The sequence below is a fragment of the Halosolutus sp. YCN4 genome (assembly GCF_059736495.1).
On sequence record NZ_JCASSM010000005.1, the window covers coordinates 238,083 to 254,493 of the forward strand.

16 protein-coding genes are annotated in these 16,411 nt (G+C 66.5%); 9 read left to right on the top strand and 7 right to left on the bottom strand.

The window, feature by feature from the left end:
- Positions 1-174: 174 nt before the first annotated feature.
- Positions 175-1,347 (top strand): hypothetical protein, encoded by a 1,173-nt coding sequence (locus tag AC6I6X_RS18870; RefSeq protein WP_497932102.1) that lies wholly within the window; start codon positions 175-177, stop codon positions 1,345-1,347.
- Positions 1,348-1,796: 449 nt separating this feature from the next.
- The gene (locus AC6I6X_RS18875) at positions 1,797-2,336 is read left to right on the top strand and encodes a GNAT family N-acetyltransferase (RefSeq protein ID WP_497932103.1); all 540 of its coding nucleotides are present in this window, start codon (positions 1,797-1,799) and stop codon (positions 2,334-2,336) included.
- A 61-nt stretch (positions 2,337-2,397) separates the two neighbouring features.
- Here AC6I6X_RS18875 and AC6I6X_RS18880 read toward each other — a convergent pair whose 3' ends face one another.
- Positions 2,398-3,696: an RNB domain-containing ribonuclease gene (locus tag AC6I6X_RS18880; RefSeq protein WP_497932104.1), complete on the bottom strand. Its 1,299-nt coding sequence runs from the start codon at positions 3,694-3,696 to the stop codon at positions 2,398-2,400.
- A 145-nt stretch (positions 3,697-3,841) separates the two neighbouring features.
- The gene (locus tag AC6I6X_RS18885; protein ID WP_497932105.1) at positions 3,842-4,135 is read right to left on the bottom strand and encodes a DUF7562 family protein; all 294 of its coding nucleotides are present in this window, start codon (positions 4,133-4,135) and stop codon (positions 3,842-3,844) included.
- 123 nt (positions 4,136-4,258) lie between these two features.
- Here AC6I6X_RS18885 and AC6I6X_RS18890 point away from each other — a divergent pair, with 123 nt between their 5' ends.
- A complete protein-coding gene (locus tag AC6I6X_RS18890; protein ID WP_497932106.1) occupies positions 4,259-4,738 on the top strand; it encodes an RNA-binding protein in 480 nt (159 codons plus the stop codon).
- 39 nt (positions 4,739-4,777) lie between these two features.
- On the opposite strand, the gene AC6I6X_RS18895 is transcribed toward AC6I6X_RS18890, so the two are convergent.
- From AC6I6X_RS18895 to AC6I6X_RS18905, 3 genes are all read right to left on the bottom strand, one after another.
- Positions 4,778-5,518 carry a DUF1028 domain-containing protein gene (locus AC6I6X_RS18895; RefSeq protein WP_497932107.1) on the bottom strand — a complete coding sequence of 247 codons (741 nt, stop codon included), beginning with the start codon at positions 5,516-5,518 and terminating at the stop codon, positions 4,778-4,780.
- A 114-nt stretch (positions 5,519-5,632) separates the two neighbouring features.
- The gene (locus tag AC6I6X_RS18900) at positions 5,633-7,168 is read right to left on the bottom strand and encodes a S8 family peptidase (RefSeq protein WP_497932108.1); all 1,536 of its coding nucleotides are present in this window, start codon (positions 7,166-7,168) and stop codon (positions 5,633-5,635) included.
- Positions 7,169-7,596: 428 nt separating this feature from the next.
- A complete protein-coding gene (locus AC6I6X_RS18905) occupies positions 7,597-9,390 on the bottom strand; it encodes a S8 family serine peptidase (RefSeq protein ID WP_497932109.1) in 1,794 nt (597 codons plus the stop codon).
- 522 nt (positions 9,391-9,912) lie between these two features.
- Here AC6I6X_RS18905 and AC6I6X_RS18910 point away from each other — a divergent pair.
- From AC6I6X_RS18910 to citZ, 3 genes are all read left to right on the top strand, one after another.
- On the top strand, positions 9,913-10,275 hold the full coding sequence (locus tag AC6I6X_RS18910; protein ID WP_497932110.1) for a cell division protein SepF: 363 nt from the start codon (positions 9,913-9,915) through the stop codon (positions 10,273-10,275).
- A 152-nt stretch (positions 10,276-10,427) separates the two neighbouring features.
- Positions 10,428-11,072 carry a helix-turn-helix domain-containing protein gene (locus tag AC6I6X_RS18915; RefSeq protein ID WP_497932111.1) on the top strand — a complete coding sequence of 215 codons (645 nt, stop codon included), beginning with the start codon at positions 10,428-10,430 and terminating at the stop codon, positions 11,070-11,072.
- Between the two features lie 159 nt (positions 11,073-11,231).
- The gene (citZ, locus tag AC6I6X_RS18920) at positions 11,232-12,380 is read left to right on the top strand and encodes a citrate synthase (RefSeq protein ID WP_497932112.1); all 1,149 of its coding nucleotides are present in this window, start codon (positions 11,232-11,234) and stop codon (positions 12,378-12,380) included.
- Between the two features lie 116 nt (positions 12,381-12,496).
- Here the strand turns inward: citZ and AC6I6X_RS18925 are convergent, their stop codons facing one another.
- Positions 12,497-12,895: a DUF8060 family membrane protein gene (locus AC6I6X_RS18925; RefSeq protein ID WP_497932113.1), complete on the bottom strand. Its 399-nt coding sequence runs from the start codon at positions 12,893-12,895 to the stop codon at positions 12,497-12,499.
- A complete protein-coding gene (locus tag AC6I6X_RS18930) occupies positions 12,888-13,955 on the bottom strand; it encodes a DUF7490 domain-containing protein (RefSeq protein ID WP_497932114.1) in 1,068 nt (355 codons plus the stop codon). Before AC6I6X_RS18930 ends, AC6I6X_RS18925 begins: the two co-directional genes overlap by 8 nt.
- Positions 13,956-14,082: 127 nt before the next feature.
- On the opposite strand from AC6I6X_RS18930, the gene AC6I6X_RS18935 reads away from it, so the two are divergent.
- The 3 genes from AC6I6X_RS18935 to AC6I6X_RS18945 all read left to right on the top strand — a co-directional run bounded on the left by AC6I6X_RS18935 (position 14,083) and on the right by AC6I6X_RS18945 (position 16,409).
- A complete protein-coding gene (locus tag AC6I6X_RS18935) occupies positions 14,083-14,514 on the top strand; it encodes a gamma-glutamylcyclotransferase family protein (protein WP_497932115.1) in 432 nt (143 codons plus the stop codon).
- A 248-nt stretch (positions 14,515-14,762) separates the two neighbouring features.
- Positions 14,763-15,974: a threonine ammonia-lyase gene (gene ilvA, locus AC6I6X_RS18940; protein WP_497932116.1), complete on the top strand. Its 1,212-nt coding sequence runs from the start codon at positions 14,763-14,765 to the stop codon at positions 15,972-15,974.
- A gap of 54 nt (positions 15,975-16,028) precedes the next feature.
- Entirely contained in the window at positions 16,029-16,409 is a 381-nt protein-coding gene (locus AC6I6X_RS18945; protein ID WP_497932117.1) for a Rid family detoxifying hydrolase, read from the top strand.
- The last annotated feature ends 2 nt before the right edge of the window (positions 16,410-16,411 follow it).

Below are 16,411 nucleotides of genomic sequence, written 5' to 3' on the forward strand. Positions count from 1 at the left end.
ACCGGTGAGGCGGTTTGTACCCTCGAGGACCGCGGTCCCGGCCGCCGTCCACACGGGTACGCATTTGGTCTCTGAATCGCGTTCGGCCGGTTACTATGGCTAGCGAACCGTTACCACGATTGGACGGTCCTGTCAGAACGGACTTTACACCCCCGGGGAAATCCAGCGGGTGCGATGAACCGAATCACGTCCGTTGTACTCGCAGCCGCGGTCACGCTTGCGACCCTGTCGGTCGCCGTCGTGGGCGCGGGCGCGAGCGCAACACAGTCCTCCAGCGCATCGACAGCCCCGGCCATCGAGAGCCAGTCCGACGCCTACGCCGGGACGCACGTCGCGTTCGAGACGTCGAGCAACGCCGTGCTCGATTATCGCGTCGACGGCGAACAGGTGTTCGAGAACGTGTCGGTCCGGTCCCAGTCGGACCATCACAGCGACGCTGGCGTCGACACCGACGTCGGCCTCGATGCCGTCGTGAACCTCACGGGCGTCGGCCTCGACCTCGAGGTCCGGAGCGAAACCCGAGCCGAGATCGCCACCGACGGGTCCGCGTCGCTGACCGCCCACGACAGCGATCGGGGCATCCTGACCGTCGACGCCGGTGAGGAAGCCCAGTACGTCGAGGTGGATCTCGCCGCGGAGAGCAACGCCGAGGCGACCCAGGAGAGCGAGAACCGCGTCGTCGTCGAAACCGACGAGCGCACCGGCGCGTTCGTCGTGGTCGGCGAGGGCGAGGTGACGGTCACCGACGAGAACGACGTCGTGGCCGACCTCGAGCGCGACTCGACGCTCGTGTTCCGATCGTACGCCGACGGCGAACGCGACGACGCCGCCGAGCAACAGGAGCGCATGATCACCGAGGGGACGGCGACCGCCGAGGTGTACGCCGACGAGGCCGACGGCGAGCGCGTCGTCGACGTCGCGACCTACGGCCAGGACCTCACCGTCGACACCGCGAGCGAGAGCGCGGAGCGCCTCGAGATGACCGTCGAACGCGCTCACGGCGAGGGCACCGTCGTTATCGCGAGCGTCTCCGAGGCCGCGCTCGCGGATGCCAGCACCGCCGAGGACCTTACGGTGACGATCGACGGCGAGGCCGCCGCCGAAGCCGCTTCGTTCAGCGAACTCGAGGGCGGCATCGGCGAGGACCCCCGGTACATGGTAACCCAGTCGAGCGACGCGTCGGCTACCGCCGACGTCCTGATCGCCGTCGACCACTTCTCGGAACGAGAGGTGGTCGTCCAGGGCGGCGACGCGGACGGCGAAGACAGCGACGGCCTGCCCGGGTTCGGTGGGATCGTCGCGCTCGCCGCCCTCTTGCTCGCCGTGGCCGGTCGCGTCCACGCGTAACGCCGCTCGATTTCTGCCGCCTGCGTTCCGTCGCGCTCTTTTCCGGGCGATCGGATCCGATCGACTGGCGGTCGTCCGAACACCCGATCGACTGACGATCGCATCGATCGTCGCAGAAGTAGGGGAACGTATGGGTGGCGGACGGAACTGTGGTGTAGTCGTCCGCATCCGATCGGTACGGTAGTGAACGGATTAACCGTAATGACAAATCGGTCAAAACGAAGGGGGTCATCGATCGGACGTTTCGCTGTCGCCGCGGTGGTCCTGCCAGGCGACTGACGATCCGGTCGGACGTCGAGACTCTCGACTCACGCGAGAATCGTCACTTCGTGTCGAATTACAGATAGGTCAGAAACGATCGAAATCATCGTCGCCGATCGGCTCGCACGGCCGCAACCCGGCGAAATCAGCCATGGTCATTTTTGTCGGCTGGCATGATAGGACCTGACGTGACGCGAGACATCCGGGAGGCGACGGCCGACGACGTCTGGGGCGTCCACGAGACGGCCCGCGAGAGCTGGCACGCCGCCTACGACGATCTGCTCGGCCCCGATCGAGTCGACGAGATCGTCGACGAGTGGTACGCGATCGGCGAGATCGAGGCGTCGATCGCCGACACGACAGGGCGCGACGACGCGACGTTTCTCGTCGTCGATTCGGGCGCGGAGACTGACGCCGGGGCGATCGAAGCCGATGAGCGGTGTCACGGCTTCGCGCACGTGGTTCCGTGGCCGGAGGACGCCCGGGTCGCCTACCTCGTCCGGATCTACGTTCGGCCCGACCTGTGGGACGAGGGAATCGGAACGGCGCTACTCGAGTCTCTCGAAGCCGAGTTCGAGGAGGTCTTCGATCGGCTCCGGCTGGCCGTCCTCGCGGACAACGAGGTGGGCGTCTCGTTCTACGAATCCAGGGGGTTCGATCGCGTCGGCACCTACGACAGCGACCTCGGTGCGGACCTCGAGGAGTACATCTACGAGAAGGCGCTCTGAGGTCGTGCGGGGCGAGAGACGGCCTCCAGCGTCTTCTCGGTTGTCGCTTGCGAGGCGTCCCTCACAGCGTTCGCTCAGCCTCGCTCTCCTCGACGACCTCGATCCCGCGGTTGTTGACCGCCATCGGGTCGAGACCGACCTCCTGGAGGAAGTTCTTGTACTCGCGTTCGCACTGCTCGGCGGCTTTCCCCTTGTCGCTGGCCCGATCGCACAGTTCCACGAGGTTCTCGGGGACGTCGTTCTTGTAGACGATCCAGTGGTTGATCAGGTCGCTCAGCCTGCGGATCGGACTGGTGAAGTGACCGTAGATCTCGAAGTTCAGCGCGTGGTGGCCGCCGAAGGGGTCGTTCATGTAGCGCGCCCGGGGCATCACCTTCATCACGGCCCACTGGATCTTGTCCAACTGGCGGCCCGGGGCGTCCTCGAGCGTGGCGTTGACGGCTTTCCGTGGGTCGTCCCACGTGTCGCCGGGGATCGAGACGCCGTCGAGATCCTGGATCTCCCGGAGGGCCTTGGACCACTCGTCGGGGCTGGGCTGGGGGTGGACCCGGTACATCGCCTCGACGCCCCGGTCCCACATCAGCGTGTGCGTGACGGCCTTGTTGGCCTTCAGCATACACTCCTCGATGATCGTGTGGGCGCGATCGCGACTCGGGTTGAGCACGAGCGAGCCGTCCTCCTTGCGCTGCTCGTGCATCCGATCGGCGAGTTCGTGGACCAGCACGTTCTCCTCGTGGAGCGGCGCGTCGGGATCCTCGAGTCGGTTCTCGGCCTGCGTATAGGTGAGCCGTTCGTCGGACTCGATGACCGACTTGTAGATGTCGATCGACTCGTAGCCGAGGTTCTCCTTGTCGAGGTGCATCTCGACGGTGTGGGCCAGGCGATCCTCGTTCGGGACGAGCGAGCAGACCGTCTCGGCCAGCACCGGCGGGAGCATGTGGATCGTATAGCCCGGCAGGTAGACCGTGTTCCCGCGTTCGACCGCCTCGTCCCACATCGCCGTGTCGGGGTTGACGTAGTGGGTCACGTCGGCGATGTGGACCCAGAGGACGTACTCGTCCTCGCGCTCCTCGATCGAGAGCGCGTCGTCGAAGTCCTGGGCGTCGATCGGGTCGGTCGTCCAGGTTGTCAGATCGCGGAGGTCCCGGCGCTCGTCGATCTCGTCGGCGATCTCGGACTGGACGCCCTCGGTGCGTTCCTCGGCCTCTCGCATGACCTCGGCGGGGAACTCGTCGCGGATCTCGAACTTCTCGAACAGTTCCTCGCGCTTGTTCTCGAGGTGGCGCGCGAGGTCCTCGGAGATTTCGACGGGGCCCTGCCCTTCGGCCGTCCCGGCTTCGGCCTGTGCGTCGTCGCTCATACGGAGTGGTATGGCCGTAAGGGTGAAAGTCGTGTCGGGATCGGGATGACCGGCGATCGGACTCATACGGTTTACTGTAAGTCATTTCCGGCGCAACCGCGATCCGGGCGGCGGTTGCGCCGGTACATCGGTACAGCAATCCGTATCAGGACTCCTCCTCGAGCCGGCCGTAGCGCTCCTCGACGGTCGCCAGATAGCCCGCGAGAAACGCCGCCTGGGTCTCCTCGCCAGCGTCGAGTTCGACCAGTAGCGCCTCGAGTTCGTCGCGCGGGTGATGACAGAGGTCGGCGTGGCAGGACTTGCAGAGGTGCTCGAACGTCTTGTTCTCCCGGTCCCAGCGATCGCCGTACTTGTCGTACTCGCGGGCGTTCGAACGGGCGACCTCGGCGCCGCAGGCGAGACACGTGACCGTCTCAGTCCGGTTCCGGGAGGGCCACATGAATCGACCGACACCACGCTATTACTTAGCAATTACCACACGTTTCGGCCGCGGTGAGTCTCGTCGTTCGCGATCGGTTTCGGAAACGGGCGTTTTATACCGAGAACGGGCGTGGTCCCGGGTATGCAGGTCAAATCGCGACACCACCTCCGCAGCGACGCCGTCTCCGATCTCGAGGAGACTCTGGACGAGCAACTCGGCGTCGTACCCGACGGCGACGCCTACGAGCGCGTCGAATTCGAAGAGACCGACTGGGAGGTGATTCTCATCGACGGCGACCCACAGGTCGCGTACTTCGACGAGGAACCGTTCCTGACGGTCCGCGGCGCGAACGCCTACGATCCCGATCGGCGTCTCGTGACCGTCGACGCCGGCGCGATCTCCTTCGTCAGCGACGGAGCCGACGTGATGCGACCCGGCATCGTCGAGGCGACCGACGACATCTCGCCGGACGATCTGGTCGTGATCGCCGAGGAATCCCACGGAAAGGTGCTGGCCGTCGGCCGCGCCCGCGTCGAGGGCTCGGACATGGTCGGCGACGAGGGGAAGGTCGTCGACTCGCTGCATCACGTCGGCGACGAACTGTACGAGTTCTCCGGGTAGCGGCGTCGTTCGGGACCGGCGACCGGCGATCGCGAGGGCTCACTCGTCCGTTTCGTCCAGCGAATCCGCCTCGTACGCCCCCTCGTACCGTTCGAGCGTATCCTCGTAGCCGATTACCGCGAGGTCGTACGTCTCCCGCAGGTCGGCGATCGGCGTCTCCGTCGCGTCCACCCGGAGGTCGTTGTACGGCGGCGTCACGTCGTACTCCTCGGTGGTCTCGACGGCGACCGCGGCGCTCTGGACGGACAGGCCCTCGCGCTTGTCACCGCCCTCCAGGTCACCCGCCGCGAGCGCGTCGATCAGTCGCTTCGCGAGCGGGTCGGGGCCCTCGCCGTCTCGCGGACTGCCGCTCGTGTCGTCGACCGCCTCGTAGGCCGCCGCGGTCGCGTCGAGGACGGACTCGCCGGTCAGGAGGTTCCCGGCGACCGTGAAGTGATCGCCCTCCCGATGACCGAACCAGTCGCCACACTCCGCGCCGGAGAACGCGAACGTGCCGTCGGCGTCGACCCCGTGAAGCTGTCGCTGGGGCGCGCCCTCGTCGGCGTTGAGCAGGGCCTCAAGCGCGTCTTCGACGGCGAGTCCGTCGTCGACGTAGGCGATCCCCCGCCGGCCGAGTTCGACGTTGACCAGGCTCTGGGTCGCGACGGCGCAGTTCTCGCTGACGAACGGGCAGAGCGTCCCGACGCCCGGCAGGCGGGTCGTGACGGCGACGCCGAACCGTCGCTGGTCGTCGCCGTTCTCGTCTTCGTACTCCTCGCGAACGCAGATACTGAAGGTCACGGCCGGCTACACGTATCGAACCGGCAAAAAAGTCGCTATCGTCGACCGGTGTGGTTCCGAACCGGGATCGCGCACCCACGATATCGGCGGAGCGACGCGACGGGTCCGGACTGCTTACGCGTCCTCGATGCGCTCGCGCAGGCTGATGCCGGCGTGGCCGGTCGCCCCCACGGTGATGCTGAGCAGGTACAGCGCGGTCAGCGTGACGCCCAGCGACGCGCTGGCGACACGCGAGTCGGTCGCTTCCTGGCGGTCCGACAGGCCCGCACAGAACTCGACGATCCCGCGGGTCGCGCGAGTCGTCAGGCCGTCGGGGTGGGCCGCGAGCGTGTCGGCGATCGGCGGGCTGATCCGGTAGTACAGCCGGACGAGCGCGCGGCCGATCGGCGTCGCCGACATCGACTCGTCGCGGAACCTCCGCAGCGAGTCCAGCGTGTCGCTCTCGCCGGCCGTGGCCGTCGTGATGTAACAGCCACCGCCGCCGTCGTCGTTCTGGCAGTCGCGTGAGTCCTCGTCGCACTCGGCGGGATCTTCGAGGCCGAGCGAGGCCGCGACGTTGAGCCGGCCCTCGCCCTGGTCTTCCTCACACAGGCAGATGTCGTCCGCGCCGTCGGCAAGCTGCTGGCGGGCCTCGCTGGCGGAGGCGCCGTTGGCCATCAGCACTGCCCCGCCGCCCGCGACGTGCGGGCAGGCCATCGACGTGCCGTCGAGGGTGTCGTAGCCGCCGTCGTTGTACGTCGATTCGACGCCCTCGCCGGGCGCGGCGATCTCGACCTCGGGACCGGTCGAGGAGAACGACGCGAGTTCGTCGTCCTCGTTCGTCGCGCTGACGGCGATGACCTCCTCGTAGGCCGCCGGGTGGCTCACGCAGTCGGTACACTCGCCGTCGTTGCCGGCCGCCGCGACCAGCAGGACGCCCTGCTCGTCGGCGTACTGCACCGCGTCCTCGACGGTCGAGGAGGCGTCGCCGCCGAGGCTCATGCTGGCGACGTCGTAGCCCTGGTCGGCCGCCCACTCGATGCCGGCGGCGATGTCGTCGTACGACCCGCTGCCCTGACTGTCGAGCACCTTCGCGGCGTGCAGCGTCGCGTCCGGGGCGACGCCGATGACGCCCTCGTCGTTGTCGACGGCGGCAACGGTCCCCGCGCAGTGGGTGCCGTGGCCGTTGTCGTCGTCCCACGAGCCGGTGCCCGTGAAGTCCTCGCCTGCGCCGAGGTTGGCCTCCAGGTCCGGGTGGTCCTCGTCGATCCCGGTGTCGATGACGGCGACGTCCACGCCGTCGCCGGTGTAGCCGTCGTCGTGTGCGACGTCGGCCCTGACGGTCTCGATGCCGTAGGGCGTCGACTGCGCCAGTGCCTCCATCGTGCCGTTCTCCTCGACGTAGCGCACGTTCGGGTTCTTCTCGAGTGCCTCGAGCGCCTCCTCGGGGAACCGACCCGAGAGCGCTTTCCCGATGGATCCGAAGTCGAACTCGCGACGCACCGATCCCGCCGCCGCGCGAACGTCGCCGAGGCCGCTGTCGGCGTCGACGCCGACGATGTGCCCCTCACTTGCGCCGTCCGCGGATACCTGTCCCGCCAGTGCGACCGTACCGACGCTGGCACCTACTCCCTGAAGAACCGTTCGCCGTGAGATTTGTTCATCTTCCATGGTAACTCAAACCACACGAACAGTGTTAGCCATTGAAATATAAATCTGGCGGGGAATAATTTATATATAATAGAATTTTATCATACTCATCGGGAACTTTGGAATAACGCGTAATAGATCCAAAATACGGAGAGCCTCCGCGTGCCCGGAACGTCGGCGAATCTCCGTCGAACAGACGATCGACGTTCACCAGGGAGAGGTCGTTCTCGTGGACGAACGGGCGGCGCGGTTAGACGTCGTCGAGGGGAGTCGCGGCGCCGAAATCGGTGCCGGCCCTTCCGTGTTTCTCGTGGACGGCGAACGTCACACGAAGACGAATCGATAACGAAGTCGGCCGCGTTCCAGTGTGGGCCGAGGGCGAGACCGAGATCACGATCCCGCGACTTCGGACGTGTCGTTCGATTCGGTTCGCTACCGTGCTGGTGCGATCAGTCGAGTAGCTCCCGCGTGCGGATTCCGGCGTGGCCGCCGGCGCCCACCAGGATGCCGACGACGTACAGCATCGTGAGCGCGACGCCGAGCGAGGCGCTCTCGACGGACGAGTCGGTCGCGTCCTGCCTGTCCGAGAGCGAGGCACACAGCTCCACGATCTTCCGGGTGGTCCGGGCCGTCAGGCTCTCGGGGTTGCGCTCCAGCGTCTCGGCGATGGGCGGGCTGATCCGGTAGTAGAGCCCAACCAGGCCGCGCCCGACCGGGGTCGCCGCCATGGACTCGTCGCGGAACCGCCGCAGCGAGTTGAGCGTGTGACCCTCGCCGGCGGTCGCCGTCGTGATGAAACAGCCGCCGTCGCCGCTGTCGGTCGTGAACGACTGCGTGGTTCCGGTGTCGGAACTGCCGTCGCTCCCGTTTGCGACCGCGCGGAACTCGTAGTCCGTCCCGGAGCTCAGCTCGGAGATGTCGTCGCTGAACGATCCCGTCGACGTGAGCGTCTGGGTGGCCGTCGTGTTCGGAAGGCCGCTGCCGGCCTCGCCCCACTCGAAGTAGACGTCCGCGCTGCTGGCCTCGCCGAGGTCGTCCAGCGTGCCGTTCAGCGTCGCGGACGTCTCGCCGACGCCGGTGGCCGAATCGGTGTAGACGGTGAGTTCGGGTTCGGGGTCGCCGCCGCCGAGCACCGCCGCCTCGACGTCGAGCAGGCCGCTGCCCTGCTCGTTGTCCGCGAGGCCGATGTCCTCGGCCGTGTCTTTCAGTAGCTGGCGCGCTTCCGAGTTCGTGTAGCCGTTGGCCATCAACTGGCCGGCCGCGCCGGAGACGTGCGGACACGCCATCGAGGTGCCCGAGAGGGTGTCGTAGCCGCCGTCGTTGTACGTCGAGTAGATGTCGCTCCCGGGTGCGGCGATCTCGATCTCCGGCCCGGTGCTGGAGAACGACGAGAGGTCGTCGCTGTCGTTCGTCGAGGAGACCGCCATGACCTCGTCGTAGGCCGCGGGATAGCCGACGCAGTCGGAACACGGCCCGGAGTTGCCGGCCGCGGCCACGAGCAACACGCCGTTGTTCTGGGCGTACTGGACGGCGTCCTGGAGCGCCGAACTCCCCGAGGAACCGCCGAGCGACAGCGACCCGACGTCGTAGCCCTGGTCGGCGACCCATTCGATGCCGGCGGCGATGTCGGAGAACGACCCGCTGCCCTGACTGTCGAGTACCTTCACCGCGTGTAACGTCGCCTCGGTGGAGACGCCGACGACGCCCTCGCTGTTGTCGACGGCGTCGGCGATGCCGGCGCAGTGGGTGCCGTGGCCGTTGTCGTCGTCCCACGACCCCGTGCCGGTGAAGTCCTCGCCGGCCCCCAGGTTGGCCTCCAGGTCCGGGTGGTCCTCGTCGATGCCGGTGTCGATGATGGCGATGTCGGCACCGCTGCCGGTCTCGCCGTCGTCGTGGACGACGTCGGCGTCGACGCGGTCGATACCCCACGGCAGCGTCTGGGCCAGCGCCTCCATCGTGCCCTCGTCTTCGACGTAGCGCACGTTCGGGTTCTTCTCGAGCGCCTCGATCGCCTCGGCCGGGAACCTGCCGGATACGACCTTCCCGACCCGATCGAAGTCCAGTTCGTGCGTGACTTCGCTCGCCGCCTTCCGCGCGAGTCCGAAGGGAGCGTCGGCGGTGAGTCCGACGATCTTTCGCTCGGGTGACTGCTGTGCGACTGCTGTGCCTGCCATTCCCGTTGCCGTCACGCCTGCAGCGGTGTTTCGGAGCAGGCGGCGGCGAGTGACGTGTTTGTCTGACATGGATTGTGGGGGTGCACGGCGTCCCTGAAGCGTCCCGATCCTGGCACGTCGGCCGCCGTCGGCCGATCGATGCCCCCTCGACGACGGACCTAGCAACCTTCCCCCGCCATCGAGTCGACACGCCGGTCACGCCCGCGCCGGGACACACTGTCGTCGAATCGCGTGTGTCAACGGCGTGGCGTGCGTGGACGTGCCATGCACCTGATTTCTCAGTTTACATTATAATATATTAATGTTATTATGTTCATTAATCAGTTGTAGAATCGGTATACGTTCACCGAACAATCGCCGAGTACTAATGAGGATGGCCGCCGGTGAATTTCGGACTTCTGGGCGACGAGCGGACGTCACACGTCGGCGCAGCAGCACTGCGTCTCGTCGATGGCGCTAGCTTTCGTGGCGGTGACCGCCGAGTGGACCGGATCGGACGTGACGGGGTCATCCGCGGACGACGCCGTTTCGGTTCGCGTGACACTCCGTCTGACGTAAGAACTATACTCGCGGCCCCGGTGGATATCGGCAATGGGACTCATGAGCAAAATTCTCGGCGGCAACCAGTCGCGGACCGCCGAGGATTACGTCGAACTGGACCTCGACGACGTACCCGCGGAGTCGGCGGAGGCGACGATGCACGTCCACATCGCCGAGGTAGACAACCAGGCCGACGCCATCGACATCAAAGACGCCGTCTACGACGGCGATCTGGTCGTCGCGGACATCACCCGCCTTCGCACCGAGGACAAGACCGTCGAACACATCGTCGACGAACTCCGGCAGGTCGCCCACGAGGTCGACGGCGACATCGTCCGGAAGGGTGACGACCAGATCATCATCACGCCGACCGGCGTCCGTATCAGCCGCGAGAAACTGGGCCAGAACTTCTAAGCGCGACTCACGCGCTCTCCGATCGACTCACGTCGCTCGACGTCGTCCGTACCCCCGTTACCGATCGGCCGTCACGACGGTCCGTGAGAGGTGTTTTCACCGCGCGGGAATTACGACCCCGGGTTATCATAGTGGGACGCCAAACGACGGGTATGTCCGGGTTTCGAGCAACAGTCGTCATCGACGATCCCGCGGGGTGTCCGGTCGCCAGCGCGTCGGAGTGTGCGGACGAACTGATCGACTCGGTGACGCGATCACGGACGGCTACCGATGGAACGGTCGTCGAGGAGTTCAGCGTCACCGCCGGGACGTCGGTCGCGGACGAGAGCGACACGGACCTGACGCCCGTCCAGTCGAACGACCGGGAAGAAGTCTACCGCTTCGAACGGGAGAGTGCGGCCGACTGTGCGTGTGAACGCGTCGAGCGTTCGGGAACGCCGGTCTCGTCGGTCCGGGCCCAGGACGGCGCGCTGTTGCTTACCTTCCGGACGCTCGAACTCGAGACGATCGCGACGATCGTCGACGACCTCCGGGAGTACTTCGACGGCGTGGTGGTCGAGGAACTCAGCCAGGATCACGAGGAGTCGACGGCCGACCCGGTCGTCGTCGATCGGGACCGGCTCACGGAACGCCAGCGCGAGATCGTCGAGACGGCCCACGAAATGGGGTACTTCGCGTATCCGAAAGGGGCGAACGCGACCGACGTCGCCGAGGAACTCGGCGTCGCGAGGTCGACGTTCACCGAACATCTGGCCGCCGCCCAGACGAAGCTGCTGGACGCAATCTTGGAAAAATAATCATCAGGGACGCAATCCGGTTGACGTACGTTCACCTCCGAACCGAGACCCACCCATCAGTCACCCGCGTGAACGGAAGTAAACGAAGACATCGTACGCATTCGGCCGTGACAGCGGACAAACGACAATACTTTTCCATCGGGATGCGAAACTCCCACTATGGCTGACGACCTCAAGAAAGGGCTGGAGGGTGTCCTGGTCGCAGAGTCGGAACTCAGCTCGATCGACGGCGACGAAGGTCGGCTGATTTACCGCGGATACACGATCGAGGAACTCGCTCGTGGGGCGAGCTACGAGGAGGTCGTGTACCTGCTCTGGCACGGACACCTCCCGGACGAGGCGGAGCTCGCGGAATTCACCGAGGCGATCAACGAGGAGCGCGAGGTCCACGAGGACGTCCTCGCGACGATGGAACGTCTCGCCGAGGCCGACGAGCGGCCGATGGCCGCCCTCCGGACTGCGGTCTCGATGTTCTCGGCGTACGAACCCGAGGACGACGCCGAACCCGACGACCTGGGGGCGACACTGCGGAAGGGACGACGCATCACCGCCAAGATCCCGACCGCGCTCGCGGCCTTCGAGCGGTATCGACTGGACGAAGACCCGATCGATCCGCACCCCGACCTCGGACTCGCGGCGAACTTCCTCTACATGCTGACCGGCGAGGTGCCGGACGACGTCGCCGCGGAGACGTTCGATCAGGCGCTCATCCTGCACGCCGACCACGGCCTGAACGCCTCGACGTTCACCTCGATGGTCATCGGCTCGACGATGGCCGACATCTACAGCGCCGTCACCGGCGGCGTCGCCGCGCTCTCCGGGCCGCTCCACGGCGGCGCGAACCAGGACGTCATGGAGGTCCTCTTCGAGATCGACGAGAGCGACCTCGACCACCGCGAGTGGGTCGAGCAGGCCAACGAGGAAGGCCGGCGGATCCCCGGCTTCGGTCACCGCGTCTACAACGTCAAGGACCCGCGCGCGAAGATCCTCCAAGAGCGAAGCGAGGAACTCGCCAAAAACGGCGAGGAGAAGTGGTACAACTACACCACGACCATCGAACAGTTCCTCACCGAAGAGCAGGGCCTCGTCGAGAAGGGGATCGCCCCGAACGTCGACTTCTACTCCGGATCGGTCTACTACCAGCTTGGCATCCCGATCGACATGTACACGCCCATCTTCGCGATGAGCCGCGTCGGCGGCTGGGTCGGCCACGTCCTCGAGTACCAGGCGGAGAACCGCCTGATCCGCCCGCGTGCACGGTACACCGGTCCCACGAACCAGGAGTTCGTCCCGCTCGAGGACCGATAAGTCGCGACTGACGCGGCCTCGGTCTCGTTTTTGCGCGTCTCACGGGGCGAGTGATCACGCCATCGATCGGCGATCGACCGTCACGTGGCATCGCGCCGGCCGTGTCGTGTGCGCCGTCAGCTGAGTTCCCGGACGACCAGCGAGACGCCGGTCAGCGAGGCGAGCAGGACGACGAGGTTGAACGCGGCGCGCATCAGCGGCTGGTGTCTGGGTTCGATCCAGAGATCGATCGCGTCGGCCACGCTGCCGTAGAACTGGACGAGCGCGAACAGCGCGACCACCGAACAGACCCCGAGTGCGCCCCACGCGAGGTAGCGCCGGACCGCGGCCGACTGGAGATCGACGCCGGCGTCGGCTCCGATCGCGCCGGCGTCCGATTCGATCGGCCCCTGATCGGCGGCGGAGTGGTCTTCGGTCCCGGATTGTGGGCGATCGGCACCGGAGTCGGGGTGTGCGTGTTCGGCGGGCGATTCGTCGTCGGATTCGATCGTCGAGTCGGGTGTCGGGTTACTCATTCGAGGACCTCCGTGCGAGTGCGATAGTTGCAAGCAGTGCCACTGCGGCGACGGTAGCGCCGAAACCGGGAGTACCGTCGGGGCTCGCGTCGTCCCGTTCGTCGTGCGCATCGTCCGCGCCGTCGGCCGCCTCGTCGTGCGATTCGGCGTCCGTCTCGCTGGCCTCGAACCCGTTCTCGTCCGCGTCGTCGTCGAACTCGCCCGTATCGAGGGCGTCGCCGTCCGTCGCGTTGGGACGGAGGTCGGCCCCGGCCCGATCGGTCGCGACGATGGTGCCGTCGAGCCAGAGGATGCCGTCGAGGTGGTAGGCGTACTCGTCGGGGACCTCGAGTTCGGCCGTCGGGTTGATCGTGTCGCCGGGTTCGACGCCCGAGAGGTCGACGGTAGCCGAGTCGGCGACGATGTTCGAGTCGGCCTGACGCGCCTTCAGTTCGAGTTCGAGATCGTCCGCCGTCTCGTCGCCCGCGTTCGTGAGGTAACTCTTGACCTCGAGTGTGGCCCGGCCGTCGGTCGTCGACTCGACCTCGTACTCGATCGCGGGGACGTCGACGAGCGCACCGGCGTAACTGTGGAACTCGAGGCCGGTGTCGGCGTAGGCGGGCGTCAGCGAATCGAGGCCGGAGACGCGGTGGGTCACCGTTTCGGTTCGCGTCCCGTCGGTGTAGACGATCGTCTCGATCCGGTGGGCCCCCTCGCGAGGGACGTCGACGGTCCCCGGTACGACTTCCTCGGATTCGCTCTCGAGCGTCCCGACCTCGCGTTCGGTGACGTCGACCACGAGGCTGTCGTCGGCGTCCATCGTCCGGTGGACTACCGTGACGTTCTCGACGGGGCGACCCTCGTGTTGGAGGTGCGTGTCGACCGCCAGCGTGGCCGTCTCGCCGGACACGTCGTCGGCGGCGATCGTCACTTCGAGCAGCGATGCGGTTCCGGCGCGGTCGATCGCAGCGCCCGTGTCGGGGGCGCCGGGATCGCTGACCGCACCGGAGAGGGCGAGACTCGTCAGAGCCGCGACGGCGACCACGAGCGCGGCGACGAGCAGGGCGGACTCCCGTTTCATGTCAGCTACACCGAAGTAATTGTATAAGTGTTTTGTGTGGTCGGGACGAAAACACGTTCGAGACCACGGCCGCGGGCGACGATCGCGCGAGCGCGTGAGTCGCACCGTTCGAGTACGGGTATCCACCATGTACGTCTTCGTGTACGGAACGCTGACGGATCCGGCGCAGGCCGAGCACGTTCTCGGGTCCGGTGACGGTATCGGGGACGAACCGACGTGGGAGTTCACGGGAGCGGCGACCCTCGACGGCCTCCACCGCGTCGATGGTCGGTACCCCACGCTGGTCCCCGGCGGGACCGTCGAGGGACGACTGCTCGCCGTCGACGAGGCCGGACTCGGTCGACTCGATCGGTACGAGGGCGTCGATCGCGGCCTGTACGTCCGCGTGGCCGTCCCGCGGGCCGATCCGGAAAGCGACGAACCGGATACCGTCTGGACGTACGTCGGCGATCCCGAGCGACTGAGCGTCGACCGCGAGTGGCCCGGCGATGGGGCGTTCGCGCGCCGGGTCGAACAGTATATCTCGGCGACAGGAATCGTGGTAGAAAGTGACGAATGACGATCGTCTGTCCAGCGTCAGACGAACGAGTTCCCCCGCTTCCCTCGTACGATTTTACTTTCGGCCCGCCTCCATGACATTTATGTAGTCCCGGCCCCCGTCTACACTCGCACGTCACACGCCGTGCATTCCCTGTATTCCCTGTCGTGCTGCGACCGGCAGCACGTCCCTGTCGGGGCGACGGCCCACCCGCCGACCCGCCGTACCCTGACAGTAACCCTTACAACACGCGCCGAGTAGACGGGCGTATGCTCGAACTCTCGGATATTCTCGAGGCACGCGATCGCGTCCGCGAAACCTCGCGGCATACGCCGCTCGAATACTCTCACACCTACTCCGCGATGACCGACGCCGACGTGCACCTGAAACTGGAGAACTTCCAGCGGACCGGCGCGTTCAAGATTCGCGGCGCGACGAACCGGATCGCGACCCTCTCCGAGGCGGAGAAAGCGGCCGGCGTCGTCACCGCCAGCGCGGGCAACCACGCCCAGGGGGTCGCGCTCGCGGCGTCGCGCGCGGGCGTCGACTCGAAGATCGTCATGCCCGAATACGCGCCGATCTCGAAGGTCAAGGCGACGCGCAACTACGGCGCGGAGGTCGTCCTCGACGGTTCGGACTACAACGAGGCCGCCCAGCGGGCCCACGAGATCGAACGCGAGGAGGATCGAACGTACGTCCACGCGTTCGACGACGAGTACGTCATGGCCGGCCAGGGCACGATCGGCCTCGAGATCGTCGACGATTGTCCCGAGGTCGACACCGTCGTCGTACCGATCGGCGGCGGCGGACTCATCAGCGGGATCGCGACCGCGGTGAAAGCGAAAAACCCCGACACCCGCGTGATCGGCGTCCAGGCCGAGGGCGCCTCGAGCGTCGCCACGTCGCTCGAGAAGGGCGAACGCGTCGCGCTCGACGGCGTCGACACGATCGCCGACGGGATCGCGACCCGGAGCGTCGGCGAACAAACCTTCCCGATCATACAGGAGCGGGTCGACGAGGTCGTCACCGTCTCCGATCCGGAGATCGCGGTCGCGACGGTCTACCTGCTCGAGCGATCGAAGACCCTCGTCGAGGGTGCGGGCGCAGTTCCGCTGGCCGCCCTCCTCTTCGAGAAATTCGACTACGAAGCGGGCGAGACGATCGTCCCCGCCCTCTGTGGCGGCAACATCGACCTCAACACGCTCACGAACGTCATCGTCCGCGGGCTGGTCGAGACGGGCCGCTACCTCAAGATCCGCACCGTGCTGAAAGACCAGCCGGGCGCGCTCGAGGACCTGCTCGAGATCTTCACCGCCCACCGGGCGAACATCTACGCGATCCACCACGATCGGACCTCCCGGGACGTCGAGATGAGCGACACCGAGGTCGAGATCGAACTCGAGATGCGCGGCCCCGATCACGTCGATCGGTTCCTTGCGGACATGCGCGAGGCTGGCTACGAGGTCGACGTCCTCGTCTGATCACCCTCGAACGCTTCGCCTGCTTTTAAGCCCTGCCGCGCCGAGAACCGGGACGTGAAACGAATCATCGACACCGACGACGCACCCGCCGCGGTCGGCGCGTACAGTCAGGCGACGACCGACGACTCGCTGCTGTTCACCGCCGGCCAGATCCCCATGACCGCCGACGGCGAACTGCTCGACGACGAACCGATCGCGGCCCAGACCGAACAGGCCCTCTACAACCTCGACGCGATCCTCGACGAGGCCGGCGCGACGTCGGCGGACATCCTCAAGGTGACCGTCTTCCTCGACGACATCGACGACTTCGACGCGATGAACGAGGCCTACGCCTCCTACTTCGACGACGAACCGCCGGCCCGGAGCGCCGTCGAGGTAGCGAACCTCCCGAAGGGCGTCGGCGTCGAAATCGAGGCCATCGCATCGGTCGAGTGAAC

What these genes read in the sequence shown, in the direction of transcription:
- AC6I6X_RS18890 (WP_497932106.1), top strand. Translation starts at nt 4,259, where the DNA reads ATGCAGGTCAAATCGCGACACCACCTCCGCAGCGACGCCGTCTCCGAT.
- AC6I6X_RS18870 (WP_497932102.1), top strand. Translation starts at nt 175, where the DNA reads ATGAACCGAATCACGTCCGTTGTACTCGCAGCCGCGGTCACGCTTGCG.
- AC6I6X_RS18880 (WP_497932104.1), bottom strand. Translation starts at nt 3,696, where the DNA reads ATGAGCGACGACGCACAGGCCGAAGCCGGGACGGCCGAAGGGCAGGGC.
- AC6I6X_RS18910 (WP_497932110.1), top strand. Translation starts at nt 9,913, where the DNA reads ATGGGACTCATGAGCAAAATTCTCGGCGGCAACCAGTCGCGGACCGCC.
- AC6I6X_RS18935 (WP_497932115.1), top strand. Translation starts at nt 14,083, where the DNA reads ATGTACGTCTTCGTGTACGGAACGCTGACGGATCCGGCGCAGGCCGAG.
- citZ (WP_497932112.1), top strand. Translation starts at nt 11,232, where the DNA reads ATGGCTGACGACCTCAAGAAAGGGCTGGAGGGTGTCCTGGTCGCAGAG.
- AC6I6X_RS18925 (WP_497932113.1), bottom strand. Translation starts at nt 12,895, where the DNA reads ATGAGTAACCCGACACCCGACTCGACGATCGAATCCGACGACGAATCG.
- AC6I6X_RS18905 (WP_497932109.1), bottom strand. Translation starts at nt 9,390, where the DNA reads ATGTCAGACAAACACGTCACTCGCCGCCGCCTGCTCCGAAACACCGCT.
- AC6I6X_RS18900 (WP_497932108.1), bottom strand. Translation starts at nt 7,168, where the DNA reads ATGGAAGATGAACAAATCTCACGGCGAACGGTTCTTCAGGGAGTAGGT.
- AC6I6X_RS18930 (WP_497932114.1), bottom strand. Translation starts at nt 13,955, where the DNA reads ATGAAACGGGAGTCCGCCCTGCTCGTCGCCGCGCTCGTGGTCGCCGTC.
- AC6I6X_RS18885 (WP_497932105.1), bottom strand. Translation starts at nt 4,135, where the DNA reads ATGTGGCCCTCCCGGAACCGGACTGAGACGGTCACGTGTCTCGCCTGC.
- AC6I6X_RS18915 (WP_497932111.1), top strand. Translation starts at nt 10,428, where the DNA reads ATGTCCGGGTTTCGAGCAACAGTCGTCATCGACGATCCCGCGGGGTGT.
- ilvA (WP_497932116.1), top strand. Translation starts at nt 14,763, where the DNA reads ATGCTCGAACTCTCGGATATTCTCGAGGCACGCGATCGCGTCCGCGAA.